This is a genomic window from Clavibacter michiganensis, from assembly GCF_002151125.1.
GTDB lineage: Bacteria > Actinomycetota > Actinomycetes > Actinomycetales > Microbacteriaceae > Clavibacter > Clavibacter michiganensis_C.
The window spans coordinates 162,865-189,135 of sequence record NZ_MDJZ01000015.1 but is presented as its reverse complement, the minus strand read 5'-3'; the positions used below and the strand labels follow the sequence as shown (position 1 = coordinate 189,135).

Sequence of the window (26,271 nt, the reverse complement as noted above, 5' to 3'; positions counted from 1 at the left end):
CATGACCGACGACCGCTTCGACATCTGGGCCCCGAAGGCCCGCACCCTGGCTCTGTCCGTCGGGGATGAGCGCCTGCCGCTCTCCCCCACGGGCGACGGCTGGTGGACCCTCGACGCCGAGCGCGCCGAGGCCCTGCCCTCCGGGGACCTCGACTACGGCTACCTCGTGGACGACTCCGACACCCCGCTGCCTGACCCGCGCTCGCGCCGCCAGCCCGAGGGCGTCCACGGCCGCTCGCGCACGTACGACCCGTCGTCGTTCGCGTGGACCGACCAGGCCTGGACCGGCCGCCAGCTCGCCGGCGCCGTGATCTACGAGATGCACGTCGGCACCTTCACCCCCGAGGGCACCCTCGACTCCGCGATCGACCGGCTCGACCACCTCGTCGCCCTCGGCGTCGACCTGGTCGAGGTGCTGCCGGTGAACGGCTTCAACGGCACGCACAACTGGGGCTACGACGGCGTCCTCTGGTACACGGTGCAGGAGACGTACGGCGGGCCCGAGGCGTACCAGCGCTTCGTCGACGCGTGCCACGCACGCGGCCTCGGCGTCGTGCAGGACGTCGTCTACAACCACCTGGGCCCGTCGGGCAACTACCTGCCCGTGTTCGGCCCGTACCTGCACGAGGCGTCGGCGAACACGTGGGGATCCAGCCTCAACCTCGACGGCGAGGACTCGGGCCCGGTGCGCGAGTACATCATCGACAACGCCCTCATGTGGCTCGGCGACTACCACGTCGACGCGCTGCGGCTGGACGCGGTGCACGCGCTCGTCGACGACACCGCCACGCACCTCCTCGAGGAGCTCGCGGTGCAGGTGGACGTGCTGTCCGCGCACGTCGGCCGTCCGCTGACGCTCATCGCGGAGTCCGACCTCAACGACCCGAAGCTCATCACGTCCCGCGAGGCGCACGGCTACGGGCTCGACGCGCAGTGGAGCGACGACTTCCACCACGCCGTCCACGTCGCGCTCACGGGCGAGACCACGGGCTACTACGAGGACTTCGCCTCGCTCGAGGCGCTCGCCAAGGTCATCACACGCGGGTTCTTCCACGACGGCACCTGGTCGTCGTTCCGTGGCCGCGTGCACGGGCGACCGCTCGACACCGAGCGGATCCCGGCGCACCGCCTCGTGGTCGCGAACCAGAACCACGACCAGATCGGCAACCGCGCCACGGGCGACCGCCTCACGGCGACGCTCGACGAGGGCGGGCTCGCGCTGGCCGCGGTGCTGACGCTCACGTCGCCCTTCACGCCGATGCTGTTCATGGGCGAGGAGTGGGGCGCGACCACGCCGTGGCAGTTCTTCACGTCGCACCCGGAGCACGACCTCGGCGAGGCGACCGCGAAGGGCCGCATCGCGGAGTTCGCCAAGATGGGCTGGGACGAGTCGGTCGTGCCGAACCCGCAGGACCTCTCCACGTTCCAGGACTCCAAGCTCGACTGGTCGGAGCTCTACGGCGCCGAGGCGGCCGACTCGCGGCACGCCCGCCTGTTCGCCTTGTACGGCGAGCTGATCCGCCTGCGCCGCGCCCACCCGGACCTCACCGACCCCCGGTTCGCCGAGGTCGAGGTCGAGGTGCACGAGGAGGCGCGGCTGCTGGTGATGGACCGCGGCGAGCTGTCCATCGTGGTGAACCTGTCCGACGAGGAGCGGCGCGTGCCCGTCGTGGGCGAGCGTCCCGCGCTCCTGCTCGCGACCGCGGCCGGAGTCCACCTCGGCGACGACGAGGTCGTGCTGCCCGCGCGCTCGGCCGCGATCCTCGGCCCGGTGGCGGACTCCGCGGAGGCCCTGCTGGCCTGATCCACCGCGCCGGGGGCGGGGTCGGGCGGGGTGCGCGAGCGCCCGCCGGGCCCCGCCCTCCGTCGTCCACGCCGCGTGCTAGGTTCGTCCTGGCCGGGGCTGGGGGGCACGCCGACGAGGTTCCCGCATGTGCAGTCCGCGGCACCAACTCCAGGGAACGGACACTCGTGCGCATTTCTGTCATCGGCTGCGGCTACCTCGGTGCGGTCCACGCCGCGAGCATGAGCAGGCTCGGCCATGAGGTCGTCGCCGTCGACGTGGACGCCGGCAAGATCGCCGCTCTGCAGTCCGGCGTCGCCCCGTTCTTCGAGCCCGGGCTGCCGGAGCTGCTCACCGAGCAGCTCGCCACGGGGCGTCTCCGCTTCACCACGGACATCGCCGAGGCGGCGGGAGCCCGCGTGCACTTCGTCGCCGTGGGGACGCCGCAGAGGCGCGGCGAGAACGCCGCCGACATGACGTACGTGGATGCCGCGGTCGACGCGCTCACCCCCCATCTCGTCGACGGCGACGTCATCGCCGGGAAGTCGACCGTGCCCGTCGGCACCGCGCGACGCCTGGCGGAGCGCGTCCACGCGCGCGTGCCCGGAGCGATCCTGATGTGGAACCCGGAGTTCCTCCGCGAGGGATTCGCCATCGAGGACACGCTCACGCCCGACCGATTCGTGTACGGCCTGCCCGCGGGCGAGACCGGCGAGGCGGCGCGCGCCGTCCTCGACGAGGTCTACGCCACGGCGCTCGCCACGGGCACGGCCCGGGTCACCACCGACTACGAGACCGCCGAGCTCGTGAAGGTGTCGGCCAACGCGTTCCTCGCGACCAAGATCTCCTTCATCAACGCGATGGCGGAGGTGTGCGAGGCCACGGGCGCCGACGTCACCCAGCTCGCGGACGCCATCGGGTACGACGACCGCATCGGACGGCGCTTCCTCAACGCCGGCATCGGCTTCGGCGGCGGCTGCCTCCCGAAGGACATCCGCGCGTTCATGGCGCGCGCGGGCGAGCTCGGCGCCGACCAGGCGCTCACGTTCCTCCGCGAGGTCGACTCCATCAACATGCGCCGCCGCGTGCGGGCGGTCGACGTGGCCCGCGAGGTGTGCGGCGGATCGCTCCTCGGGCGCAACATCGCCGTGCTCGGCCTCGCCTTCAAGCCGGAGTCGGACGACGTGCGCGACTCCCCCGCGCTCAGCATCTCCGCGCAGCTGCAGCTGCAGGGGGCGCGCGTGCTCGCGACCGACCCGTACGCCAACGAGAACTCGCGCCGCCGGTTCCCGGAGCTCACCTACGTCGACACCTGGCAGGAGGCGGCCCGCGACGCCGACGCCGTCATGGTGCTCACCGAGTGGAAGCAGTACCGCGCCATCGACCCCGCGGAGCTGAAGGCCATCGTGGCGACGCCCGTCATCGTCGACGGCCGCAACTGCCTCGACCCCGTCGCCTGGCGTGCCGCCGGGTGGCGCTACCGCGGCATGGGCCGGCCCTAGCCGCCGCGCGCCGCGCGGGATCCGGCGCTCGGTCAGCGCGGGGTGGTGGCGGCGAGGCCGAACAACGCGCCGCCCGCGACGATGATCGCGATCGCGATGGCGACCGGGATGAGCAGCAGCAGGCCGTTGAGGATGAGGCCCGTGATGGCGAAGCCGCGGCCGGCCGGCTCCCGGCGGATGCCGATGATGCCGAACACCAAGCCGATCAGCGGGCAGAGGAACGTCCAGAAGAAGAGGACCGAGACGAGCCCCAGGATCATCGAGGTGAGGCTCAGGCCCTTCGGCGGTGCGGCCGCGTAGACGGGCTGACCCCAGGCGACCGCGGCCGGGGAGGGCGGCACCGGCGCGGGCGCCAGGCCGTAGGGCGCGGCGGCGGATCCCGAGGGGTACGGCGCGACGGGCGGCGCCGGGGCGGGCGGCGGCGCCGGAGTGGCCGACGGCTCAGGAGCGGGAGCAGGAGCAGGAGCAGCTGCAGGAGCCGCGTCATCCGCCGCGCGTGCGTGCTCGTCGTCGTGGGAACGGTCGTCGGCGGCGGGCGCGGCGGGATCGGTCATGGTGGTCCTCGTCAGTCGGGCGGGTGTGCGGGGAGGGTACCGCGCGCGGCCGCCTCCGTGCGCGGATCCGACACCGTCGCCCGTCTCGCCCCGGGCTTGCGGAGGAGCGACGCCGGGCCGATGGCTCCCCGGCCGAAGCGCTCCGCCGCCTGGTCGACCGTGCGCTCGGCCTCGCGCCAGCCCTCGTCCGCGTCCCACAGGGCGACGGCGCGGTTGTCGGCGTCGTCGAGCTGCTCCGCGCGGACGCCCACGAGCCGGATCCGGTCGCCGGGACGGGCGATCTGGTCGTACACGTCGCGGATCTCGTCGTAGATGCGGCGCGCGACGTCGGTGGGCTCCGACAGCGTGCGGGATCGCGTGATGGTGCGGAAGTCGGAGTAGCGGAGCTTGAGCGAGACGGTGCGCGCGGTGAGGCCCGCGCGCCGCAGCCGCTCGGCGACGCGCGTGGCCTGGCCGAGCAGCTCGCGGCGGACGATGTCCGGATCCGTCACGTCGTCGTGGAACGTGTTCTCGTGCCCCATGCTCTTCTCCTCCCGGTGCGTGCTGACGCGCCGGGGATCCCGACCCCAGGAGAGGTCGTGCAGCCGGGCGCCCGCGGACTCGCCGAGCATCGACTGCAGCGCGGGCAGGGGCGTGTCCGCGATGTCGGCGACCGTGCGGAGGCCGCGCCGGAGGAGCGCCTCCTCCGTGGTCTTCCCGACGCCCCAGAGCGCGCCAACCGGCAGCCCGTGGAGGAACGGCAGGGTCTCGGCCGCGGGGATGACGAGCAGGCCGTCGGGCTTGCAGCGCGTGCTCGCGAGCTTGGCGACGAACTTGGTGGACGCCGCGCCGACGGAGCAGGTGAGGCCGGTCTCGGCGTGCACGCGGCGACGGATCATCGCGCCGATCTCCGCGGGCGAGCCGAACAGCCCGCGTGCGCCCGCGACGTCGAGGAAGGCCTCGTCGATGCTGAGCGGCTCGACGAGGGGCGTGACGTCGCGGAAGATGCCCATGACGACGCGGGACCAGTGCGCGTACTTCTCCATGTGCCCGCCGATGACCGTGGCCTGCGGACACAGGCGGAGCGCCTGCGCCATCGGCATGGCCGAGCGGACGCCGAAGCGGCGCGCCTCGTAGGTGGCGCTCGTGACGACGCCTCGACCCGATGACCCGCCGACGATGACGGGCGTGCCCCGCAGCTCCGGCCGCTCGAGCAGCTCGACGGCGGCGAAGAACGCGTCCATGTCGATGTGGAGGATGGTGGCCTCGGAGTCGTCCGCGCTCGCGTCGGACGTGCGCCGGGTGGATCCGTCCTGCCTGCTCATGTCGTGTCCACGCTAGCCCGGGCCGCCGACATCGGCCGCTCGATGCTGCGCGCGGCGACGGGCAGGGATCAGGCCGCGGGCCGCGCGCGGTCGCCGACGTCGTCGCCGTGACCGGGGTGCGGATCCGGCGATTCACCGGACGCAGCGCCGGTCGACGCGTGCTCGTCCCGCAGCCGCGCGATGCGCTTGAGGGCGGCCTCGTGGCTCGTGGACTGGTCGCCCATCACCCGCCCGGCGACGCCGAGCATCACGCGGGTCGAGGCGAGCGCGGGAAGCGGGAAGGGACCGAAGGAGGCCTTGTCGAGCCCCAGGAGCTCGCGGTAGCGCGGCTCGAGCGAGGCCACCGCTCCCGCGAACAGCACGCGGTAGGCGGGCAGCATGGAGGCGCGCAGCGGCGGCTCGCGGAGGAAGGAGATCGTCTCGCGGGTGCGCTCGTCGGCGCGGAGGAGGCCCTGGTCGTGGAACGCGTCGATCTGGGCGTGCAGCTCGGCGTGCGAGCGGGGCGGAGCCTCCACCCCCATGAGCTCGCCGGCCTTGGCCCACTCGGCGACGTACCGGTCCGGCCCGCCCGGGATCGGCGGCCCCCACTGCATGTGCGTGCTGAGGAACGCGTCGGTGAAGACGATGTGGACCCACGAGAGCAGGTCGGGGTCGTTCGCGCTGTAGGGCCGCTCGACGCCGTGGCCGTCGACGAAGGTGCCCTGCACCTTGCGGTGGTAGCCGCGCACACGCCGGCTGACGTCGACGGCCGTGGCCTGGTCGCCGAACGAGGTGGTGATGACCCAGCGGACGGTCCCGGCGAGCCGGCCCAGCGGGTCCTCGCGGTAGCGCGACCAGTCGTGGACGCCGGCCATGGCGCCCGGGTGCAGCGTCTGCATGAGGAGGGCGCGGATCCCCGCGACGAGCGTCGGCATCCCGCCGTGGACCGCCCACACCGCGGAGCCGGGGCCGAACCAGCCCTCGTCCTCGCCCTTCTCCAGGTCCTGGATCCACTGGGGTCGCCCCTCGGAGTCCGCGGAGAACGTCTCCAGGATGTGGGACTTCCAGCGGTCCGCGAATCTGCTCACGTCCACGAACCTATCCCCCCGTCCGCGCCGTGAGGAGGCCCCCGCGCCCTCGACCCGGAACGGGGGCGTGACGGCTGTCTGGGCGCCACCCCCGAGCGGGGGACGCGCTCCCGGGCGCCGCCCTCAGTCGTCGAGGAGCGCGACGAGGGCGGCCACGGTCCGGGCGTTGCGGGCGGTGACGGAGGCCCCGAGCCCGCGCCAGAAGGCCGGGGGCACGCGCGACGCCGAGACGCCGTCGGGGTGCCAGGAGTAGATCGCGTCGCGTCCGACGACCACCAGGTCCGGGGCGATGGCGTCCGCGGGCGGCGGGTCCGGCAGCGGGTCCTGCGGCCGGTCGAGGAACGAGACGAGGAGGCGGGAGGGATCGTCGGCGACGTCGCCGAACGGGATCCCGGCCGCGATGCGCCGGAGGTCGTCCGCCGGCACGAGGTGGACGTCGGCCGTCACGCCCGTGGCGAGCCGCACCGCGTCCTCGATCGCGACCGCCGCTCCCCTGCCGCTCGGCCGCGCGTGGTCGACGACCGCGTTCCCGCTCCGCAGGTGGGTGCGGACGCGCAGGTATCCGAGGCCCTCGAGCGCCTGGGTCAGCTGCGCCATCGGGACCTGCTTGGCGCGCCCGACGTTGATCCCGCGCAGCAGCACGACCGATCGCTCCATGCGGCACCCGCTCCCCACGGCCCCGTCGCCGTCCGGTCCAGTGTGGCCCGGCGACCGCGCCGCCGTCACTCCCCCGAGGGGCCGAACTGCTCGATGCGGATCGCGTCGCGGCCGACGCCGGCATCCAGCAGCAGGCGCGTCGCCCCGCCCGCGAACGCGGTGGATCCGCACACGAGCGCCACCCCCGCGCCCACGGCGAGGTCCGCGACCTCCTCGGCCCGGAGCCGGCCGAATCCGCGTGGGCCGTGCCGCTCGCGCGTGGTCGCCACGAGCGCGCCGGCGGCCTCGAGCTCCGCCCGGCAGGGGACGTCGGCCGCGGTGCGCGCCGAGACGGCGACGCGGACGAGGTCCGGCACGCCCAGGTGCCGCGCGTGCCGGACCATCGCGACGAGCGGCACCGCGCCGGTCCCGCCGCCGAGCGCGACGGCGGGCGTCGCGCCGTCCCACACGAAGAAGCCGCCGATGGGCAGGCGCATCTCGATCTCGTCGCCCGCTCGCGCGACGTCGGCGAAGAAGCCGCTCACCTCGCCGTCCTCGTAGCGCTCCATCAGCAGCTCGATCCCCGGCTCGTGCGGCGCCGACAGGATCGAGTACGAGCGCTGGGCCGTGTACCCGTCCTCCGCGCGCAGCCGCACGACGCAGTGCTGGCCGGGCAGGTGCGGGATCCGGTCGGGCACGTCGAAGCGCAGCAGCACGGTGGTGGGGGTGGGGTGCTCGAGCGCCGTGATCGTCGCGGTCCGCCACTCGCCGCCGACCGAGGCCGGGACGGCGGGCTCGCGCGCGGGCCCGGGCGCCGACCCGCTCAGCGGTCGCCCTGGTAGCGCTGCTCGCGCCACGGGTCGCCGCGGTCGTGGTAGCCGTTGCGCTCCCAGAAGCCCTGCTGGTCGTGGTCGAGGAGCGTGAGGCGGGCGATCCACTTCGCGCTCTTCCAGAAGTAGAGGTGCGGCACGAGGAGCCGTGCGGGTCCGCCGTGGTCGGCCGTGAGCGGGCGGCCGTCGGCCTCGAAGGCGATCCACGCGCGACCCCCGCGGAGGTCCTCGAGCGGGAGGTTCGTGGTGTACCCGGAGTGCGAGGTCGCGAGGACGAAGCGCGCCTCGGGGAGCGGACCCGCCGCGTCGAGCAGCGTGTCGACGCTGACGCCGGCGAAGCGCGTGTCGAGGCGGGTCCACGTGGTGACGCAGTGGATGTCGCCCGCGTACTCCGAGCGCGGGAGCGCGTGCGCCTGGTCCCAGTCCCACGAGGTGGGGCGCTCGACGAGCCCGTCGACGGCGATCGACCAGCGCGACTCCGGCAGGTTCGGCACGGCCTCGGCGGTGAGGACGGGCCAGCCGCCCTCGGTGTCGTACTGGCCGGGCGGGAGGCGGTCGGCCGCGGCCTTCCGCGGGCGGCCGACGAAGCCGCGGGTGATGCCGGTCATGGGCGCCTCCTCGAGGGGCGGGTGGGGGACGTGACGCGTCCATCATGCCGCGCCCGCCACGGCGGTGACGGGCGCGGACGGGACCGGACCCTGCCGAGCGGCGGCCGGGGGCCCGCGCCGCGTAGCGTCGACGACGTGACCGCCTCCCTCGTGCTCCTCAGCGACACCCACCTCCCGAAGCGCGCGAAGGACCTGCCCGGAGCGCTGTGGCGGGCGATCGACGCCGCCGACGTCGTGGTCCACGCGGGCGACTGGGTCGACGAGCCGGCCCTCGACGCGCTCGAGGCCCGGGCCGCCCGGCTGGTCGCCTGCTGGGGCAACAACGACCCCGACGGCCTCCGCGCGCGGCTGCCGGAGACGGCGCGCACGGTGATCGAGGGGATCCGCATCGCCGTGACCCACGAGACCGGGGCGTCCACGGGCCGCGAGCGGCGGATGGACGTCGCGTTCCCGGAGACCGACGTGCTCGTCTTCGGCCACAGCCACATCCCGTGGGACACCGTGACGCCCGCCGGGCTCCGGCTGCTCAACCCCGGCTCGCCGACCGACCGCCGCCGTCAGCCGGACTTCACCTGGATGACGGCGACGGCCGACGCGGGGCGGCTCGACGTGGAGCTGCACCGGTCGGCCACGCGCGACTAGCCGGCTGGTCGGCTAGGGCCCGTCGCTCCCGCAGAAGTCGAGGATCGCGCCCTCGAGCACGTCGGCGAGCCGGCGGATCGAGTCGACCTCGGCCCACTCGACGTCCGCGTGCGCGCCGCCGCCCGTGACGCCGAGCAGGATGCAGGGGATCCCGGCCTCGTGCACGAGCCCGGCGTCGGTCCAGAACGGCTCGCCGCGGTGCGGGACGGGCGATCCCGTGACGCGGGCCCCGCTGTCGAGCACGGCGCGCGCCAGCGGCCCCTGGACGTCGGCCTCGAAGGCGGCGCGGGCCACCAGCGCCTCGAGCTCGACCTCCATGCCGGGCGTGCGGGCGGCGACCTCGACGAGCGCCGCGCGCAGCTCCGCCTCCACGTGCGCCGTCGACTGGCCGGGGAGGAAGCGCCGCTCGACCGTGAGCACGCAGGAGTCGGCGACCGTCGCGGCGTCCGAGCCGCCGTGGATCCGGGACACGCGCACCGCGCCCGTCCCGAGCAGCGGATGGCGCGGCCCCGAGGCGAGGCGCTCGGCCAGCGCGTCGAGCGCGCGCAGCACGAGGCCGGCGTGCGCGATGGCGTCCACGCCCTGCTCCGGCATCGAGCCGTGCGCTGCGCGTCCGCGCAGGCGGATCTCGTACCAGCCGAAGCCGCGGTGGGCGACGATCGCCTCGGACTGGCTGGGCTCGGAGATCACGGCGCCGTCGATGCGCGTGCCGTCCTCGGCCAGGGCCCGCAGCGCCTCCTCGGTGCCCAGGCTCCCGAACTCCTCGTCGGCGACGAGCGCGAGCACGACGTCGCCGCGCGTGCCGATCAGGCGGACTCGGTCGGCGGCGACCATCATCGCGGCGAGGCCCGCCTTCATGTCGAACGCCCCGCGGCCGAGGAGCCGGCCGTCCTCGATGCGCGGGTCGACGCCGCCGCGCTCCGGGTCGCCGGGCGGCACGGTGTCGAGGTGCCCGTCGAGGAGGACCGTGCGGCCCCCGCCCGTGCCGTGCGCCGTCGCGAGCACGGTCGGGCGGCCGGGCCGCTCCTCGAGCACCCGCACGTCGAAGCCGCGGGCGCGGAGCCAGCCGGCGGCGTGCGCGGCGACCGCGGCCTCCCCCGCGGCGCCCGGCACGAGGTCGGGGTTGGTCGAGTCGATGCGGATCAGCTCCGCGGCGAGGTCGACGGGGTCGACGGGTCCCGCGACGCCCGCGTCGGGTCCCGTGACGGCGCCGCTCACGCGCGCGGCGCGAGGTCGTCGGCGGGCGGCGCGGGGACCGTCTCCTCGCCGTCGTCGACGAGGCGCAGCGCGCTCTGCGGCACGACGACCCGGCGGCCGGCCGTGCCGTCGTCGTCCGAGCCGAGCTCCACGACCCACGCGCGGCCGCGGGCCGTCGGCACCGGGCTGACGCTGCGCAGGCCGTCGGAGGCGGAGGCCACCACGAGGCCGACGGGCTCGCCGTCGAGCGCGGGATCGCCCGTCGCGGCCTCGCCGTCGAGGATCACGACGACCGCCCCGACCCCGATCGCGTGCGACCCGCCGTCCGCCCGCTCGTCCTCGGATCCGTCCCGGCCGCGTCTCATCCACATGCCCCGATCCTCGCATCGGCGCGCCCGGGGGCCCGCTCGGCACGCGGCCCCCGCCGGACCCCGCACGGGCGACGTCCGGCCGACGTCGCTAGCGTGGGGATCCCACCCGCAAGAGGAGTCCGCGTGCCCCGTCCCACCGACATCATCATCAGCCCGCTCGACGGCAGGCGCGCCGTCGTCACCGGCGGCAACAGCGGCCTCGGCCTCGAGACCGCGCGCCGGCTCGCCGCGGCCGGCGCCTCCGTCGTCCTCACCTCGCGCGACCCGGAGCGCGGCGAGGACGCGGCGGGCTCCATCCGCGACCGCCACCCCGGCGTCCACGTGGAGGTCGGATCCCTCGACCTCGCCGACCTCTCCTCCGTGCGCGCCTTCGCCGACCGCGAGATCGAGCGCGGGCCGATCGACATCCTGGTCGACAACGCCGGCGTCATGGCCCCGCCGGACCGGCGCGAGACGCGCGACGGCTTCGAGATCCAGCTCGGCACGAACCACCTCGGCCACTTCGCGCTCACCGGGCTCCTGCTCCCCGCGCTCCAGGCGGCCGACGCCCCCCGCGTGGTCGTCGTGTCGAGCCTCGCGCACTGGATGGGCCGCATCGCGTTCGGCGACCTGCAGTCCGAGCGGCGCTACAGCCCCTGGGCCGCCTACGGCCAGGCGAAGCTCGCGAACCTCCTCTTCATGCGCCGCCTGCAGGCGCTGTCCGACGAGCGGGGCTGGGGCCTCACGGCCGCGGCCGCGCACCCCGGCGTCACGTCCACGAACCTCGCGAAGAACGGCCCGGGATCCGGACCGCAGGGCGTCGTGAGCGAGCTCTCGGCCAGGTTCGGGCCGGCCGCGATGGGGCAGGACGTGCGCGTGGGCGCGCTCCCGCAGATCCAGGCGGCGACCGGCCTCGGCGTGCACCCGGGCGACTACTACGGCCCCGCGGGCCCCGGCGGCATGAGCGGCATGCCGCACCTGGCGGCGTCGAGCCCGATCTCGAAGGACCTCGAGCTCGCCCGCCGCCTGTGGGACGCGTCCGAGCAGCTGACCGGGGTCGTCTACCCCGCCTAGCCCGCGACCGATGCACGGCCGATGCGCCCGGGTCACGCCCGGGCGCATTCCCTATGGTGGGGACATGAGCATCGACGCCGACCGCCCCTGGGTACGCAGCTACGCGGACGGGGTGTCGGCCGACATCCCTCCCGTGATCGGATCCCTGGTCGACATGGTCGAGCGCTCGATCCAGCGGCACGGCACGGCCGTCGCGCTCGAGTTCTTCGGCCGCGAGACCACGTACCGCCGGATGGGCGACCAGATCTCCCGCGCCGCCGAGGGACTGCGCCGCCTCGGCGTGCGGAAGGGCGACCGCGTCGCGCTCGTGCTGCCGAACTGCCCGCAGCACATCGTCGCCTTCTACGCGGTGCTGCGGCTCGGCGCGATCGTCGTCGAGCACAACCCGCTCTACACGCCGCGCGAGCTCCGCCACCAGTTCGAGGACCACGGCGCCCGCGTCGTCATCGCCTGGAACACGGTCGTCGGCACGATCCAGGACATGCCCCGCGACGTGCCCGTGGACACGATCATCTCGGTCGACCTGCCCGCGGCGATGCCGCTCGCGACGCGCCTGAAGCTGCGCCTCCCGATCCCCGCCGCCCGCCGCGCCCGCGCCGCGATCACCGCGCCCGTGAAGGACACCGTGACCTGGGAGGAGCTCGTCGACCACCGCCGCATCGCGGCGTCCCGACCCCGCCCCGAGCTCGACGACGTCGCGATCCTCCAGTACACGAGCGGCACGACCGCGAGCCCCAAGGGCGCGATCCTCACCCACCGCAACCTGCACGCCAACGCCATGCAGGGCCGCGCCTGGGTGCCCGGCCTCGCCGACGGCGGCGAGACGGTCTACGGCGTCCTGCCCATGTTCCACGCGTACGGCCTCACGCTCTGCCTGACGTTCGCCATGGCGATCGGCGCGCGCCTCGTGCTCTTCCCCAAGTTCGACGTCGACCTCGTGCTCGCCGCGGCGCGGAAGCACCCGCCGACGTTCCTGCCGGCTGTCCCGCCCATCTACGAGCGCCTGGCGCGCGCCGCGAAGGAGAAGCGCGTCGACCTCACGGGCGTCCGCTTCGCGATCTCCGGCGCCATGAACCTGCCCGTCTCCACGGTCGAGCTGTGGGAGGGCCTCACGGGCGGCTACCTCGTGGAGGGCTACGGCCTCACCGAGACGTCGCCCGTCGCGCTCGGCAACCCCATCGGCCCGTCGCGGCGCCCCGGCACCGTGGGCGTCCCGTTCCCGAGCACCGAGGTGCGGGTCGTGGATCCCGAGGACCCGTCCGTCGACCGCGCCCCCGGCGAGGAGGGCGAGCTGCTCATCCGCGGACCGCAGGTCTTCCAGGGCTACTGGCGCCGCCCCGACGAGACGCGCGCGGCGCTGATCGACGGCGGCTGGTTCCGCACGGGCGACATCGTGCGCGTCGACGCCGACGGCTTCACCACCATCGTCGACCGGATGAAGGAGCTCATCATCACGGGCGGCTTCAACGTCTCCCCCAGCGAGGTCGAGGACGTCGTGCGCGGCGCCCCGGGCGTGCAGGGCGCGGCCGTCGTCGGGCTCCCCTCGGCGGACGGCGGCGAGGACGTCACGGCCGCGGTGGTCCTGGACCCGGGCGCCACGCTCGACGAGGCCGCGATCCGCGCGTACTGCCGCGCGCACCTCACCGCCTACAAGGTCCCGCGCCGCGTCGTGCAGGTCGACGCGCTCCCCACCTCGCTCATCGGCAAGGTGCTCCGTCGCCAGGTGCGCGAGGACCTCCAGCGCGAAGGCTGACCGCCGCCTGGCAGGTCCGGTCCCGGGCGGGGTCGCCGGCGCCCGGCGGTCCTACGGTGGAGGAGCACGTTTCGTGCACCAACCATCGAAGGAGCGCAATGACCCGAGGCATCGCCGTCGTCACCGGAGGATCGGCCGGACTGGGCCGAGCGACCGTGCGGGAGCTCGCGGACCGCGGGTGGGACGTCGCCGTCCTCGCGCGCGGCGAGGACGGGCTCGCCGGCGCGGTCGCCGACATCGAGGCCCGCGGACGCCGAGGCCTCGGGATCTCCACCGACGTCGCCGACCGCCTGGCCGTCGAGGCCGCCGCCGACCGCGTCGAGGACGAGCTCGGCCCCATCGACCTCTGGGTCAACGACGCCATGGTCGGCGTCTTCGGCGAGTTCCTCACCACGGATCCGGCCGACTTCGAGCGGGCCACGGCGGTCAACTACTTCGGCTTCGTGAACGGCACGCGCGCCGCGCTCAGCCGCATGGTGCCGCGCGACCGCGGGCACGTGATCCAGGTCGGCTCGGCGCTCGCCCACCGCGGGATCCCGCTGCAGGCCGCCTACTGTGCCGCCAAGCACGCCGTCCAGGGCTTCACGGAGTCGGTGACGACCGAGCTGATCCACAACGGGAGCAGGGTGGTCATCTCCACCGTCGACATGCCCGCGCTCAACACCATCCAGTTCAACTGGGTCAAGTCCGAGCTGCCGCACCACCCGCAGCCCGTGCCGCCGATCTTCGAGCCCGAGGTGGGCGCGCAGGCCATCGCCGCCGTCGCCGAGAAGCCCAAGCGCCGCAACTGGGTCGGCGAGCCCACGGTCAAGACCGTGCTCGGGAACCGCTTCGTCGCGAACTGGCTCGACGGGTACCTCGCGAAGGTCGGCTACTCCGGCCAGCAGGCCGCCGAGAAGACGCAGCCCATGCTGCCGACCAACCTCTACACGCCGACCGCGGGCGACCACGGCGCCCGCGGCATCTTCAGCGACCAGGCCCGCACCATGAGCCCGCAGATCTGGATCGTGCGCAACCGCGCGAAGGCCGTCGCCATCGGCGCGGGCGCCCTCCTGTCCGGCGTCGTCGCCGGCACCGCCGCGCTCCGCCGCCGATAGCCTCGACGCATGGGTGACATCGACGCGATCGTGGTCGGCTCGGGACCGAACGGGCTGGCGGCGGCCGTGACGATGGCCCGCGCGGGCCTGTCCGTGCAGGTCCACGAGCGGGCGGACACCATCGGCGGCGGCAGCCGCACGGCAGAGCTCACGCTCCCCGGCTTCCACCACGACATCTGCTCCGCCGTGCACCCGATGGCGCTCGCGTCGGGCTTCTTCCGGGCGTTCCAGCTCGACCGGCGCATCGACCTCGTCGTGCCGGAGATCTCCTACGGGCATCCCCTCGACGGCGGCGTCTCGGGCATCGCCTACCGCGACCTCGAACGCACGGTCGACGCGCTCGGCGTCGACGGGCGCGCGTGGCGACAGATCATGGGCTCGCTCGCGGCCTCCGCCGACCGCGTCGCCCAGTTCACCAACGGCCCGCTCCTGCAGGTCCCTCGGCACCCGCCCACCGCGATCCGGCTGGGCCTCCGTGCGCTCGAGCAGGGGTCGCCCCTCTGGAACGCGCGCTTCCGCGGCGACGTCGCGCCCGCCATGTTCACCGGCGTCGCGGCCCACGCGATCCAGACCATGCCGAGCGTCTCCACCGCCGCTGCCGCGCTCTCCCTCGGCGCCTACGCGCACGCGCGCGGCTGGCCGGTCCCCATCGGCGGCAGCCAGTCCATCGTCGACGCCATGGTCGACGACCTGCGCGCCCACGGCGGCGAGGTGATCACGGGCTCCGAGGTGCGCCGGATCCGCGAGCTGCCCGCCGCCCGCGCGGTGCTCCTCGACACCAGCGCCCGGGCCCTCTCGCGCATCGCGAGCGACCGCCTGCCCGCCCGCTACCTCCGTGCCCTCCGCCGCTTCCGCTACGGCAACGCGGCCTCCAAGGTCGACTTCGCGCTCTCCGGTCCGGTGCCGTGGACGGATTCCGAGCTCCGGAAGGCGGGCACGCTGCACGTCGGCGGCACGCGCGCCGAGATCCAGGCGGCCGAGCGCGACGTGGCGGCGGGCCGCCACAGCGACGACCCGTACGTGCTCGTGGCGCAGCCCTCCATCGACGACCCGGGCCGCGCGCCCGCGGGACAGCACGTGCTCTGGGCCTACACGCACGTGCCCGCGGGATCCACGGTCGACCAGACCGAGGCGATCACGCAGCAGATCGAGCGGTTCGCCCCCGGCTTCCGCGACCTGATCCTCGCCTCCTCCAGCATCGACGCCGTCGGCATGGAGGAGCACGACCCCAACTACATCGGCGGCGACATCGCCGCGGGCGCCGCGAGCGTCTGGCAGCTGCTCGCGCGACCGGTGCTCTCGCCGGATCCGTGGCGCAGCCCGGCGGCCGGCGTCTACCTCGCGTCGAGCTCGGCCACGCCCGGCCCGGGCGTGCACGGCATGGCCGGGTACCAGGCGGCCCGGAGCGCGCTGCGGCACGAGTTCGGGATCGAGCGCGGGCCCGACCTCTCGCTGTAGCAGCGCAGCCCGCGGGTGCCTAGCCCGGCGTCCCGATTACCGGAGGCTGGACGCGCCCACCAGACTGGAGGCATGTCCGTCACCCGCCGCCGCATGAACTGCTCCCCGTCCGACGTCGCCGAGGTCGTCTCCGACGGCTGGCTGTTCCCCGCGTGGGTCGTCGGCGCGTCCCGGATGCGGTCCGTCGACGACGCGTGGCCCGCCGTCGGCTCCCAGCTGCACCACTCCTTCGGCTCCTGGCCCGTGCTCATCGACGACGCGACCACGATGCTCGAGTGGGATCCGCCGCGTCGCATGGTCATGCAGCCGAAGGGCTGGCCGCTCGGCGAGGCGCGCGTGACCGTCGAGGTGCGGACGCTCCCCGACGGCTGCGAGGTGCGCATGACCGAGGAGGCCGTGCGGGGCCCGGGGCGCCTCGTCCCCGCGCCCGTCCTGGACATGCTCCTGCACGCGCGCAACGTGGAGACGCTGCACCGGCTCGCCTACCTGGCCGAGGGGCGGCACGCGGGCCGCTCCTGACGCCGGGACGGCCTCGTCCCCGCGTCGTCGCCTCCGCGTCACCGGGCGAGCGACCCCCGCGGCCTAGGGTGGGAGGGGTGACCACCCCCACCGACCGGCCCTGGCTGGCCAGCTACGCGCCCGACGTCCCGCACGAGATCGACCTGCCGCAGGGATCGCTCGTCGACATCGTCGACCAGTCCGTGCTCCGCTTCCCCGGCGGCACGGCGCTCGACTTCCTCGGGGCCACGACGACCTACCGCGAGCTGGGCGAGCTGATCGCGCGCGCCGCGCAGGGCCTCGCCGACGCGGGCGTGCGCGCGGGCGACCCCGTGGCGATCGTGCTGCCGAACTGCCCGCAGCACGTCGTCGCGTTCTACGCGGTGCTGCGCCTCGGCGCGGTGGTCGTGGAGCACAACCCGCTCTACACGCCGCGCGAGCTGCAGCACCAGTTCGAGGACCACGGCGCGCGCACGGTGATCGCGTGGGACAGGTCCGTCGCCACCATCCAGGCCCTCCCCGACGCGGTGCGGCCCGAGCGCATCGTCTCCGTCGACGTGACGCGGGCGATGCCGCGGCGCACCCGCCTCCTCCTCCGCCTCCCCGTCCCCAAGGCCCGGGCGGCGCGCGCCGCCATCGCCGCGAAGGTCTCGGGCACGATCACCTGGGAGCGGATCACCGCCGCGGCGCCCCTGCCCGTCGAGCACCCGCGACCCGCGGCCTCCGACCTCGCGGTGATCCAGTACACGAGCGGCACGACGGGCGCGCCCAAGGGCGCGGAGCTCACCCACCTCAACCTCAGCGCGAACGCGGCCCAGTCCCGGGCCTGGGTGCCGACCATCCCGCGCGGCACGAGCGTCGTCTACGCGGTCCTGCCCATGTTCCACGCCTACGGGCTCACCCTCTGCCTGACCTTCGCGATGAGCATGGGCTCGCGCCTGGTGCTGTTCCCCCGCTTCGAGCCCGACCTCGTGCTGCAGGCGATCCGCCGCCACCCGCCGACGTTCCTGCCCGCCGTGCCGCCCATCTACCGGCGGCTGCGCGAGGCCGCCGAGGCGGAGGGCGTGTCGCTCGACGGGATCTCCATCTCCATCTCGGGCGCCATGGCGCTGCCCGAGTCGGTCGTGGTGCCGTGGGAGGAGCAGACGGGCGGCTGGCTCGTCGAGGGCTACGGCCTGTCGGAGTGCTCGCCGGTGCTGATGGCCAACCCCGTCGGCGACACGCGCCGCGCCGGGACGGTCGGGCTGCCGCTGCCGAACACCGAGGTGCGCGTCGTGGATCCCGAGGACCCGACCCGCGACCGGCCCGCGGGCGAGCCCGGCGAGCTGCTCGTCCGCGGACCCCAGGTGTTCCGCGGCTACCACGGCCGACCCGACGAGACGGCGGCCGTGCTGCTCGAGGGCGGCTGGTTCCGCACGGGCGACGTGGTCTCGATCGACGCGGACGGCTTCGTGCGCATCGCCGACCGGATCAAGGAGCTCATCATCACGGGCGGCTTCAACGTCTCCCCGTCCGAGGTCGAGGACGCCGTGCGCGCGCTCGACGGGATCAGGGACGCCGCGGTGGTCGGGATACCGCGGGACGGCGGCGACGAGGAGGTCGTCGCGGCCGTGGTCCTCGACGAGGGCGCGACGCTCGACGAGCAGGGCGCCCGGACGACGCTGCGCGCGGAGCTCGCCGCCTACAAGGTGCCCCGGCGGATCGTGGTGCTCGACGAGCTGCCGACCTCGCTCCTCGGCAAGGTGCTTCGCCGGAAGGTGCGCGAGGGGATCCTCGAGGCGGGCTAGGCCCGCCCCACCCGGCGGCGCGCGCTAGAAGAAGTCGCCGCCGCCGAAGTCGCTGCCGCCCATGTCGGCGCCGCCGCCGAAGTCCCCGGACCCGAACTCGCCGCTGCCGAAGTCGCCGGCGCCCGCGTCCGCCGCGCCCGCGTCGGCACCGGCATCCGCCCCGCCGTCCGCGCCCGCATCGGCACCGTCCGCGGCGGACGGGTCGTGCCCGACCGCGTCGGGGATCAGCGCCTGCGCGATGGCCGAGCCGACCACGACGCCGGCGATGGTGCCGAGCATGGATCCGGCGATCATGCCGCCCATGCCCATCCCGGCGCCGCCGCCCGCGAGGCCGCCCCGGGGTCCGAGGGTGCGCTCGAGCGTGCCGGGCGCGCGCATCTCCGACCGGGTGGCGGAGCGCGCGAGCGACTCGGGGCGGTCGTCGACGGGCGCGTCGCCCTCGGCCGCGTCCGAGCTGAGCTGGCGGAAGAGGATCTCGCGCTGCTCCGGGGTGAGCTTCCGGAAGGCCTCGAGGTGCACCTCCTCGATCCGCTCCGGCGGCGCGGTGCGGAGGAGGTAGCGGTAGCGCTCGACGGCGACCTCGTCGGCGCTGCGCTCCTGCGGGGCGGGGGCCGCACCGCGGCCGCGTCGCTCGGCGGGCTGCTCGTCGCGGCCCAGGAGCCTGTCCAGCAATCCCATGGTGGTGCCTCTCGCCGGGGCCGGATCGGCGCGTGTCGCCGACCGCATCGGCCTCCGGCCACCGTACGGGGCGGGACCGGGAGACCCGTGGGAGGCGGGTGCGGATCGCCCGCGCGCGGCACGAGGCGGCTGGTGGGGACCGTCGCGCGGCTGCCCGTGGAGCGGGGGCGGCGGCCCGCGCCGTCGTCGCGCCCCCGCCGGGGTCGCGTAGCGTGGGCGGGTGACGTCGCCGCTCCGCCTCCCCCGGTCCCTCCGCACCTCCGCCTCCCTCGTCGCCGCCGTCGGGCTCGTCGTCGGCCTCGGCGCGTGCACGGCCGAGGACCCGGCGCCCGAGGTGGTCCGCCCGGTGACCGCGGCGCCGGATGCGGCGCTCACCGTCGTGGGCGAGGCGGACGACGCGAGCGCGTCGGTCGCCATGAGCGGGAGCCTCTTCCGCTCGGCGCCCGTCGCGGTGCTGGCGCCCGCGGGCGACCTCCCGGCGCAGGCGCTCGGCGCCGAGGCCGCCGTGGCGCTGGGCGCTCCCCTCATCGTGCAGGGCTCGGGGACGGCCTCGGAGATCGAGCGCCTCGGATCCACCGGCGTGCTGGCCGTCGGCGACCTCGGGGACGACGCCGTCCAGGGCCTGCCCGCGTCGACCACGGTCGTCCGGGCCGACCACGCGGCCGACGTCGCGCGCGTGACCGGGGCCGACGTCGAGGACGCCGCCGACCAGGATCCCGCCGCCGCCGTGTCCCGCGTCGCCGGCCTCGCCGCGCCCGCCGCCGACGCCGCGCCGTCCCCCGCGCCGACCGGATCCGGGGACGACGCCCTCCCCGTGACCGCGCCGGCCGCCCCCCTCGACGGCGCGCACGCGCTCGCGACCGACGCCGCCTCCTCCCTCGCCGCGGTCGCGACGGCCCGCGCGGCCGGCGTCGGCGTGACCGTCGTGCCCGAGGCCACGCCGGATCCGCGCGCCTCCGCCGACGCGGTCGCCGCGCTGCACGACGCGGGCGCGGCGAGCACCATCGCCGTCGGGGCCGCCTACGCGGACGACGCCTCGCTCGAGGGCCGCATCAAGACCGCGGCTGCGGGCGACCAGCTGCCGGGCGGCGGGCAGCTCGTCCTGCCGGGCAAGCGCTACGTCGCGCTCTACGGCGCCGCCGGCACGGGCGCGCTCGGCGTGCTCGGCGAGCAGGGCCCCGCGGATGCCGTGGCGCGCGCGAAGGCGCAGGCCGCCGAGTACCAGCCGTTCTCCGACGAGCCCGTGATCCCCATGTTCGAGCTCATCGCCACGGTCGCCGCGGGCTCCGCCGGCCCGGACGGCGACTACTCCAACGAGGTGCCCGTCGAGACCCTGCAGCCGTGGATCGACGCCGCCCGGGACGCGGGCGTCTACGTCGTCATCGACCTGCAGCCCGGCCGCACCGACTTCCTCACCCAGGCGAAGCGCTACGAGACCGTTCTCGCGCAGCCGGGCGTGGGCCTCGCGCTCGACCCCGAGTGGCGGCTCGGCCCGGACCAGGTGCCGCTGAAGCAGATCGGCAGCGTGTCCGCCGCCGAGGTGGACGCCACGACCGACTGGCTCGCCGGCCTCGTCCGCGACCGCGGCCTGCCCCAGAAGATGCTCGTGCTGCACCAGTTCCGGCTCAGCATGATCCAGGACCGCGCGTCGCTCGACCTGGCGCACCCGGAGCTCGCGATGCTCGTCCACGCGGACGGGCAGGGGGGCCAACCGGACAAGCAGGCCACCTGGCGGGCGCTGCACGCGGATGCGCCGGCCGGCCTCGCATGGGGCTGGAAGAACTTCATCGACGAGGACACGCCGATGCTGACCCCCGAGCAGACCATGCGCGACGTGTCGCCGGTGCCGGACCTCGTCACGTACCAGTAGCGGGGCGGGGCCCGGGCGTCAGGACTCGGTGACGACGCCCCTGTCCACGTGCCAGTGCCGGTCGAGGCGCACGGCGTCGAGCATCCGCCGGTCGTGCGTGACGAGCAGGAGCGTGCCGTCGTAGGACTCGAGCGCCTGCTCGAGCTGCTCGATCGCGGGCAGGTCGAGGTGGTTGGTCGGCTCGTCGAGCACCAGCAGGTTGACGCCGCGGGCCTGCAGCAGCGCGAGCCCCGCGCGCGTGCGCTCGCCCGGCGAGAGACCGTCGACGGGGCGCGTCACGTGGTCGGCGCGCAGGCCGAACTTCGCGAGCAGCGTGCGGACCTCGGCGGGCGAGAGATCCGGCACCTGCTCCGCGAACGACTCGGCGAGCGGCGCGTCGCCGCGGAGCGCCTGGCGGGCCTGGTCGATCTCGCCCACCTGCACGCTCCGGCCCGGTGAGGCGTCGCCCGCGTCCGGCGCGATGCGGCCGAGGATCAGCCCGAGGAGCGTGGACTTCCCGGCGCCGTTCGGGCCGGTGATCCCGATGCGGTCGCCGCCGTCCACCTGCAGCGAGACGGGCCCGAGCGTGAAGCCGCCGCGCGTCACGGTGGCATCGCGCAGCGTCGCGACGACCGCGCTGGACCGGGGCGCCTGCCCGATGGTGAAGGCGAGCTCCCACTCCTTGCGCGGCTCCTCGACCTCCTCGAGCCGGGCGATGCGGCTCTCCATCTGGCGGACCTTCTGGCCCTGCTTCTCGCTCGACTCGACGCTCGCCTTCCGGCGGATCTTGTCGTTGTCGGGCGCCTTCCGCATGGCGTTGCGGACGCCCTGCGACGACCACTCGCGCTGCGTGCGGGCGCGGGAGACGAGGTCCGCCTTCGTGTCGGCGTACTGCTCGTACGCCTCCCGGGCGTGGCGGCGGGCCACCTGGCGCTCCTCGAGGAACGCGTCGTAGCCGCCCTCGTACACGCGGACGCTGTCCTGCGCGAGGTCGAGCTCGACGACCGTGGTGACGCAGCGCGCGAGGAACTCGCGGTCGTGCGACACGAGCACGACGCCGCCGCGGAGGCCGCGCACGAACGCCTCCAGCCGCGCGAGCCCGTCGAGGTCGAGGTCGTTGGTGGGCTCGTCGAGGAGCACCACGTCGAAGCGGCTGAGGAGGAGCGCGGCCAGGGCCACGCGCGCCGCCTGGCCGCCGGAGAGGCCCGCGGTCGGGAGCTCCGGATCCAGATCGAGGCCGAGCTCCGCGAGCGTCACGGGGAGCCGCTCGTCGAGGTCGGCCGCGCCGCTGGCCATCCACCGGTCGAGCGCGGTGCCGTACGCGTCGTCCGCGCCGGGCAGGCCCTCGCCGAGCGCGACCGCCGTGCGATCGAGCTCCGCCGATGCCTCGGCGCAGCCCGTGCGGCGGGCGACGTAGCCCGCGACGGTCTCCCCCGGGATCCGCTCGTGCTCCTGCGGCAGCCAGCCGATGAAGGCGTCGGCGGGCGCGAGCAGCACGCGGCCGTCCTGCGGCTGGTCGACGCCGGCGAGGAGCCGCAGCAGCGTGCTCTTCCCGGCGCCGTTCGCGCCGACCAGCCCGACGACGTCCCCGGGCGCGACCGTGAGGTCGAGCCCGGAGAACAGCGTGCGGTGCCCGTGGCCTCCGGCCAGTCCCCGGGCGACGAGGGTCGCGGTCACGAGGCCTGCGCGCGCTCCAGCACGAGCTCGCGGACGCGGGCCGCGTCCGCCTGGCCGCGCATGGCCTTCATCACGGCGCCGATGACGGCGCCGGCGGCCTGCACCTTGCCGTCGCGGATCTTCGCCAGCACGTCGGGCTGCGCCTGCAGCGCGGCGTCGATGGCCTCGATGAGCGGGCCGTCGTCGGACACGACCGCGAGACCGCGGGCGTCCACCACCTCCTGGGCCGTGCCCTCGCCGTCGATGACGCCCTCGATGACGTCGCGTGCGAGGCGGTTGGTCAGCGTGCCGGCCTCGACCAGCTCGATCACCGACGCCACCTGCTCAGGGGTGATGAGCGTCGCCGCGTCCACGCCGCGCGCGTTGGCGATGCGGGCGATCTCGCCCGTCCACCACTTGCGCGCCGCCTGGGGCGCGGCGCCCGCCTCGACCGTGCCGACGAGCTCGGTGAGGAGCCCGGAGTTCACGACGTCCTGGAACTCCAGGTCGGTGAAGCCCCACTCGGCCTTGAGCCGGCGGCGGCGGATCGCCGGCGCCTCGGGCAAGGCCGCCCGCAGCTCCTCGATGAGCTCGGCGCTCGGCTCGACGGGCAGCAGGTCGGGCTCCGGGAAGTACCGGTAGTCGTCGGCGTCGCTCTTCGGGCGCCCGGCGGAGGTGCGGCCGGTGTCCTCGTGCCAGTGCCGCGTCTCCTGCGTGATCGTGCCGCCCGAGGCGAGGATCGCCGCCTGGCGCTGGATCTCGTAGCGGATGGCGCGCTCGACGCTGCGGAGCGAGTTGACGTTCTTCGTCTCCGTGCGGGTGCCGAGCTTCCCGGATCCCCGCGGGCTCAGCGAGATGTTCGCGTCGCAGCGGAGGTTGCCGCGCTCCATCTTCGCGTCGGAGATGCCGAGCGCCACGACGATGTCGCGGATGGTCGACACGTACGCCTTCGCGAGCTCCGGCGCCTCGCCTTCCGCCCCGTAGATGATGTCGGTGACGATCTCGACGAGCGGCACGCCCGCGCGGTTGTAGTCGACGAGCGAGTGGTCGGCGCCCTGGATCCGGCCCGTCGCGCCGCCCACGTGCGTGAGCTTCCCGGCGTCCTCCTCCATGTGGGCGCGCTCGATCGGCACCGTGACGATGCGGCCGTCGGGCATCTCCACCTCGACCGAGCCGCGGAACGCGATGGGCTCGTCGAACTGGCTGATCTGGTAGTTCTTCGCGAGGTCCGGGTAGAAGTAGTTCTTCCGGGCGAAGCGCGAGCTCGGCGCGATCTCGCAGCCGAGCGCGAGGCCCAGGCTGATCGAGTGCCGCACGGCCTGCTCGTTCACCACGGGCAGCGAGCCCGGGAGCCCGAGGTCGACCGGCGTGATGTTGGTGTTGGGCTCGCCGCCGAAGAAGTTCGGGGCGTCGGAGAACATCTTCGTGCGCGTGTTCAGCTCCACGTGCACCTCGAACCCGAGCACGGGCTCGAACATCTCGATGGCCTCGTCGTAGTCCATCAGCTCTGCCTTGGCCATCAGTGCGTGTCTCCGTCCGTGGTGCGCGCGGCGGCGCGCGCGAGCTCGGGTGCCTGGGCGAGCAGGGGCCCGCCCCACTGCCGCTCGAGGATCTGCTCGAGGGCGGCGCCGACCGTGTAGAGGCGCGCGTCCTCGCGGGCGGGCGCCATGAACTGGATCCCGACGGGCAGGCCGTCCTCGGGCGCGAGCCCGATGGGGAGGCCGATGCCGGGGACGCCCGCGAGGTTCGCGGGGATCGTCGTGAGGTCGTTGAGGTACATCGCCAGCGGGTCGTCGAGCTTCTCGCCGAGCTTGAACGCCGTCGTGGGCGCGGACGGCGTGACCAGCACGTCCACCTGCTGGAACGCGGCGTCGAAGTCGCGCTGGATGAGCGTGCGGACCTTCTGCGCGCTGCCGTAGTACGCGTCGTAGTAGCCGGCGCTCAGCGCGTAGGTGCCGAGGATGATGCGGCGCTTGACCTCGGGACCGAAGCCGGCCTCGCGCGTCGCCGCCATGACGTCCTCGACCGTGCCGCCGCCGGGCGGGTTCACCCGGAGGCCGAAGCGCACCGAGTCGAACTTGGCGAGGTTGCTCGACGCCTCGGCCGGGAGGATCAGGTAGTAGGCGGCGATGGCGTGCTCGAAGTTCGGCGCGCTCACCTCGACGATCTCGGCACCGGCCTGCTCGAGGAGCGCGAGCGCCTCCCGGAAGCGCTGCGTGACGCCGGCCTGGAAGCCCTCGCCGTCGAGCTGCTTCACGACGCCGACGCGGACGCCGTTCAGCGATCCCTCGCGCTGTCCGGCGCGAGCGGCGTCCGCGAAGGACGGCCACGCGTCGGTGAGCGAGGTGGAGTCGCGCGGGTCGTGCCCGCCGATGACGTCGTGCACGAGCGCCGAGTCGAGCACCGTGCGGGACACGGGACCGACCTGGTCGAGGCTGGAGGCGAGCGCGATCGCGCCGTAGCGGCTCACGCCGCCGTAGGTGGGCTTGACGCCGACCGAGCCGGTGACCGCGGCGGGCTGGCGGATGGAGCCGCCCGTGTCGGAGCCGAGCGCGACGGGCGCCTCGAACGCGGCGACCGCGGCCGCGGATCCGCCGCCCGAGCCGCCGGGGATGCGGTCGAGGTCCCACGGGTTGTGCGTGGCGCCGAACGCGGAGTGCTCGGTGGAGGAGCCCATCGCGAACTCGTCCATGTTGGTCTTGCCGAGCGGCACGAGGCCGGCGGCGCGGAGGCGCTGGACGACCGTGGCGTCGTACGGCGGGGTCCAGCCCTCGAGCATGCGCGAGCCCGCGGTCGACGGCATGTCGATGGTGCAGAGCACGTCCTTGATGGCGATGGGCACGCCCGCGAGCGGTCCGAGGGCGGCGCCGTCGGCGCGCTGCGCGTCGATCTCGGCGGCGCGCCCGAGCGCCCGCTCCCCGGAGACGTGGAGGAACGCGTGGACGTCGCCGTCGACGTGGTCGATGCGGTCGAGGTGCGCGCGCACGGCGTCGACGCTCGACACGTCGCCCGAGGCGAGGCGGTCGGCGAGGGCGGAGGCGCTGAGGCGCGTGAGGTCGTCGGTCATGGTGCTCCTACTGCTCTTCGCCGAGGATCGCGGAGACCTTGAACCGGGATCCGTCGTGCTCGGGTGCGCCCTCGAGCGCCTGGGCGGTGGTCAGGGTCTCGCCCGGCACGTCGGGCCGGTAGACGTTGGCCAGCGGGATCGGGTGGCTCGTGGCGGGGACGTCCGGCCCCGCGACCGCGGTGACCTTCGCGACCGACTCGACGATCTGGCCGAGCTCCACCGTGAGGGTGTCGATCTCCTCCTCGCTGAGGCGGATGCGGGCGAGGCTTGCGAGGTGCTGCACCTGCTCCCGGCTGATCTGCTCCACGGGGGTCGGCGCCTGGGGGGTCTCGTCCCCGCTGGTCGCGTCGGCGGGCTCGGGCCGGGTGTCGGACATGCGTCTCCAAAGGACTGTGTGCGGGGGTACCGGGAGATTCTATTAGCGTGACCCCCATGCCCACCGCAGCCCGGATCCCCGCCCGACGCCGATCCGGACGCACCCGCGGCGCCGCGGTGGCCGTCCTCGCGGCCCTCGCCCTCGTCCCCCTGGCCGGATGCGCGCCCGTGAGCGACGTGCGGGGCAACTGGCACCTCGTCCAGGGATCCGACTCCGCGGGCGACCTCGGCGTGGGCGACGCGCTCATCACCATGCGGGTCGGCGGCGGCGAGGTCGGCGGCCGCGGGCCGTGCAACGACTACTCCGGGCGGATGGGCGCCGAGGGCGACGGGATGCTCGCCGCGGTCGTGCCCGGGACGCTCCCGTGCGAGGACGGCGGGCTCGAGTCGCGCTACTTCCAGGACCTCGCCGCGGTGTCGTCGCTGCGCGTCGAGGACGGCCACCTCCTGGCCACGGGCCCCGGCGACGTGCGGCTGGAGTACGCCGAGCGCAGCCGCGGCTGACC

Annotated in this window: 24 protein-coding genes; 11 read left to right on the top strand and 13 right to left on the bottom strand. The window is 74.9% G+C overall.

What is annotated here, in order from left to right; translation table 11 throughout:
* The first annotated feature begins 1 nt into the window (after window position 1).
* Together treZ and BFL37_RS08675 are read left to right on the top strand one after the other, a co-directional pair.
* The gene (gene treZ, locus BFL37_RS08680) at window positions 2-1,804 is read left to right on the top strand and encodes a malto-oligosyltrehalose trehalohydrolase (RefSeq protein WP_086514724.1); all 1,803 of its coding nucleotides are present in this window, start codon (window positions 2-4) and stop codon (window positions 1,802-1,804) included.
* A gap of 167 nt (window positions 1,805-1,971) precedes the next feature.
* On the top strand, window positions 1,972-3,285 hold the full coding sequence (locus BFL37_RS08675; protein ID WP_086514723.1) for a UDP-glucose dehydrogenase family protein: 1,314 nt from the start codon (window positions 1,972-1,974) through the stop codon (window positions 3,283-3,285).
* A 32-nt stretch (window positions 3,286-3,317) separates the two neighbouring features.
* Here the strand turns inward: BFL37_RS08675 and BFL37_RS08670 are convergent, their stop codons facing one another.
* From BFL37_RS08670 to BFL37_RS08645, 6 genes are all read right to left on the bottom strand, one after another.
* On the bottom strand, window positions 3,318-3,839 hold the full coding sequence (locus tag BFL37_RS08670; protein ID WP_086514722.1) for a DUF4190 domain-containing protein: 522 nt from the start codon (window positions 3,837-3,839) through the stop codon (window positions 3,318-3,320).
* Between the two features lie 11 nt (window positions 3,840-3,850).
* The gene (locus tag BFL37_RS08665; RefSeq protein ID WP_086514721.1) at window positions 3,851-5,143 is read right to left on the bottom strand and encodes a DNA polymerase IV; all 1,293 of its coding nucleotides are present in this window, start codon (window positions 5,141-5,143) and stop codon (window positions 3,851-3,853) included.
* Window positions 5,144-5,211: 68 nt separating this feature from the next.
* Window positions 5,212-6,216 carry an oxygenase MpaB family protein gene (locus BFL37_RS08660; RefSeq protein WP_086514720.1) on the bottom strand — a complete coding sequence of 335 codons (1,005 nt, stop codon included), beginning with the start codon at window positions 6,214-6,216 and terminating at the stop codon, window positions 5,212-5,214.
* Window positions 6,217-6,333: 117 nt separating this feature from the next.
* A complete protein-coding gene (locus BFL37_RS08655) occupies window positions 6,334-6,867 on the bottom strand; it encodes a DUF1697 domain-containing protein (protein ID WP_086514719.1) in 534 nt (177 codons plus the stop codon).
* Window positions 6,868-6,932: 65 nt separating this feature from the next.
* Complete coding sequence (locus BFL37_RS08650) at window positions 6,933-7,703, bottom strand: FAD-binding oxidoreductase (RefSeq protein WP_241533924.1); 771 nt, start codon at window positions 7,701-7,703, stop codon at window positions 6,933-6,935.
* Complete coding sequence (locus tag BFL37_RS08645; protein WP_086514718.1) at window positions 7,670-8,284, bottom strand: sulfite oxidase-like oxidoreductase; 615 nt, start codon at window positions 8,282-8,284, stop codon at window positions 7,670-7,672. Before BFL37_RS08645 ends, BFL37_RS08650 begins: the two co-directional genes overlap by 34 nt.
* Before the next feature lie 135 nt (window positions 8,285-8,419).
* On the opposite strand from BFL37_RS08645, the gene BFL37_RS08640 reads away from it, so the two are divergent.
* The gene (locus BFL37_RS08640; RefSeq protein WP_086514717.1) at window positions 8,420-8,926 is read left to right on the top strand and encodes a metallophosphoesterase family protein; all 507 of its coding nucleotides are present in this window, start codon (window positions 8,420-8,422) and stop codon (window positions 8,924-8,926) included.
* Between the two features lie 12 nt (window positions 8,927-8,938).
* Here the strand turns inward: BFL37_RS08640 and BFL37_RS08635 are convergent, their stop codons facing one another.
* Both BFL37_RS08635 and BFL37_RS08630 read right to left on the bottom strand, forming a co-directional pair.
* Window positions 8,939-10,144, bottom strand: a complete 1,206-nt coding sequence (locus BFL37_RS08635; protein WP_086514716.1) for a M20/M25/M40 family metallo-hydrolase — start codon at window positions 10,142-10,144, stop codon at window positions 8,939-8,941.
* Complete coding sequence (locus BFL37_RS08630) at window positions 10,141-10,494, bottom strand: hypothetical protein (protein WP_086514715.1); 354 nt, start codon at window positions 10,492-10,494, stop codon at window positions 10,141-10,143. Before BFL37_RS08630 ends, BFL37_RS08635 begins: the two co-directional genes overlap by 4 nt.
* 123 nt (window positions 10,495-10,617) lie before the next feature.
* Between BFL37_RS08630 and BFL37_RS08625 the strand changes: the two genes are divergently transcribed.
* From BFL37_RS08625 to BFL37_RS08600, 6 genes are all read left to right on the top strand, one after another.
* Window positions 10,618-11,547 carry an oxidoreductase gene (locus BFL37_RS08625; protein WP_086514714.1) on the top strand — a complete coding sequence of 310 codons (930 nt, stop codon included), beginning with the start codon at window positions 10,618-10,620 and terminating at the stop codon, window positions 11,545-11,547.
* A gap of 64 nt (window positions 11,548-11,611) precedes the next feature.
* Window positions 11,612-13,300 (top strand): long-chain-fatty-acid--CoA ligase, encoded by a 1,689-nt coding sequence (locus tag BFL37_RS08620; protein WP_086514713.1) that lies wholly within the window; start codon window positions 11,612-11,614, stop codon window positions 13,298-13,300.
* A gap of 98 nt (window positions 13,301-13,398) precedes the next feature.
* Window positions 13,399-14,397 (top strand): SDR family oxidoreductase, encoded by a 999-nt coding sequence (locus BFL37_RS08615; protein WP_086514712.1) that lies wholly within the window; start codon window positions 13,399-13,401, stop codon window positions 14,395-14,397.
* Window positions 14,398-14,406: 9 nt separating this feature from the next.
* Window positions 14,407-15,855 (top strand): phytoene desaturase family protein, encoded by a 1,449-nt coding sequence (locus tag BFL37_RS08610; protein WP_086514711.1) that lies wholly within the window; start codon window positions 14,407-14,409, stop codon window positions 15,853-15,855.
* A gap of 72 nt (window positions 15,856-15,927) precedes the next feature.
* Complete coding sequence (locus tag BFL37_RS08605; protein ID WP_086514710.1) at window positions 15,928-16,374, top strand: SRPBCC family protein; 447 nt, start codon at window positions 15,928-15,930, stop codon at window positions 16,372-16,374.
* A 77-nt stretch (window positions 16,375-16,451) separates the two neighbouring features.
* Entirely contained in the window at window positions 16,452-18,140 is a 1,689-nt protein-coding gene (locus tag BFL37_RS08600) for a long-chain-fatty-acid--CoA ligase (protein WP_086514709.1), read from the top strand.
* A gap of 24 nt (window positions 18,141-18,164) precedes the next feature.
* Here the strand turns inward: BFL37_RS08600 and BFL37_RS08595 are convergent, their stop codons facing one another.
* Entirely contained in the window at window positions 18,165-18,818 is a 654-nt protein-coding gene (locus BFL37_RS08595; RefSeq protein ID WP_086514708.1) for a hypothetical protein, read from the bottom strand.
* A 220-nt stretch (window positions 18,819-19,038) separates the two neighbouring features.
* Here BFL37_RS08595 and BFL37_RS08590 point away from each other — a divergent pair, with 220 nt between their 5' ends.
* Window positions 19,039-20,688: a hypothetical protein gene (locus BFL37_RS08590; protein WP_086514707.1), complete on the top strand. Its 1,650-nt coding sequence runs from the start codon at window positions 19,039-19,041 to the stop codon at window positions 20,686-20,688.
* 18 nt (window positions 20,689-20,706) lie between these two features.
* Here the strand turns inward: BFL37_RS08590 and BFL37_RS08585 are convergent, their stop codons facing one another.
* The 4 genes from BFL37_RS08585 to gatC are packed head-to-tail and all read right to left on the bottom strand — an operon-like array spanning window position 20,707 to window position 25,766.
* Complete coding sequence (locus BFL37_RS08585) at window positions 20,707-22,344, bottom strand: ABC-F family ATP-binding cassette domain-containing protein (protein WP_086514706.1); 1,638 nt, start codon at window positions 22,342-22,344, stop codon at window positions 20,707-20,709.
* Window positions 22,341-23,843: an Asp-tRNA(Asn)/Glu-tRNA(Gln) amidotransferase subunit GatB gene (gene gatB / locus BFL37_RS08580; RefSeq protein ID WP_086514705.1), complete on the bottom strand. Its 1,503-nt coding sequence runs from the start codon at window positions 23,841-23,843 to the stop codon at window positions 22,341-22,343. The genes BFL37_RS08585 and gatB overlap by 4 nt, the downstream gene beginning before the upstream one ends.
* On the bottom strand, window positions 23,843-25,390 hold the full coding sequence (gene gatA, locus BFL37_RS08575; protein WP_086514704.1) for an Asp-tRNA(Asn)/Glu-tRNA(Gln) amidotransferase subunit GatA: 1,548 nt from the start codon (window positions 25,388-25,390) through the stop codon (window positions 23,843-23,845). Before gatA ends, gatB begins: the two co-directional genes overlap by 1 nt.
* Window positions 25,391-25,397: 7 nt before the next feature.
* A complete protein-coding gene (gatC, locus tag BFL37_RS08570) occupies window positions 25,398-25,766 on the bottom strand; it encodes an Asp-tRNA(Asn)/Glu-tRNA(Gln) amidotransferase subunit GatC (RefSeq protein ID WP_086514703.1) in 369 nt (122 codons plus the stop codon).
* A 56-nt stretch (window positions 25,767-25,822) separates the two neighbouring features.
* Between gatC and BFL37_RS08565 the strand changes: the two genes are divergently transcribed.
* Window positions 25,823-26,269, top strand: a complete 447-nt coding sequence (locus tag BFL37_RS08565; protein WP_241533923.1) for an META domain-containing protein — start codon at window positions 25,823-25,825, stop codon at window positions 26,267-26,269.
* Window positions 26,270-26,271 lie beyond the last annotated feature (2 nt).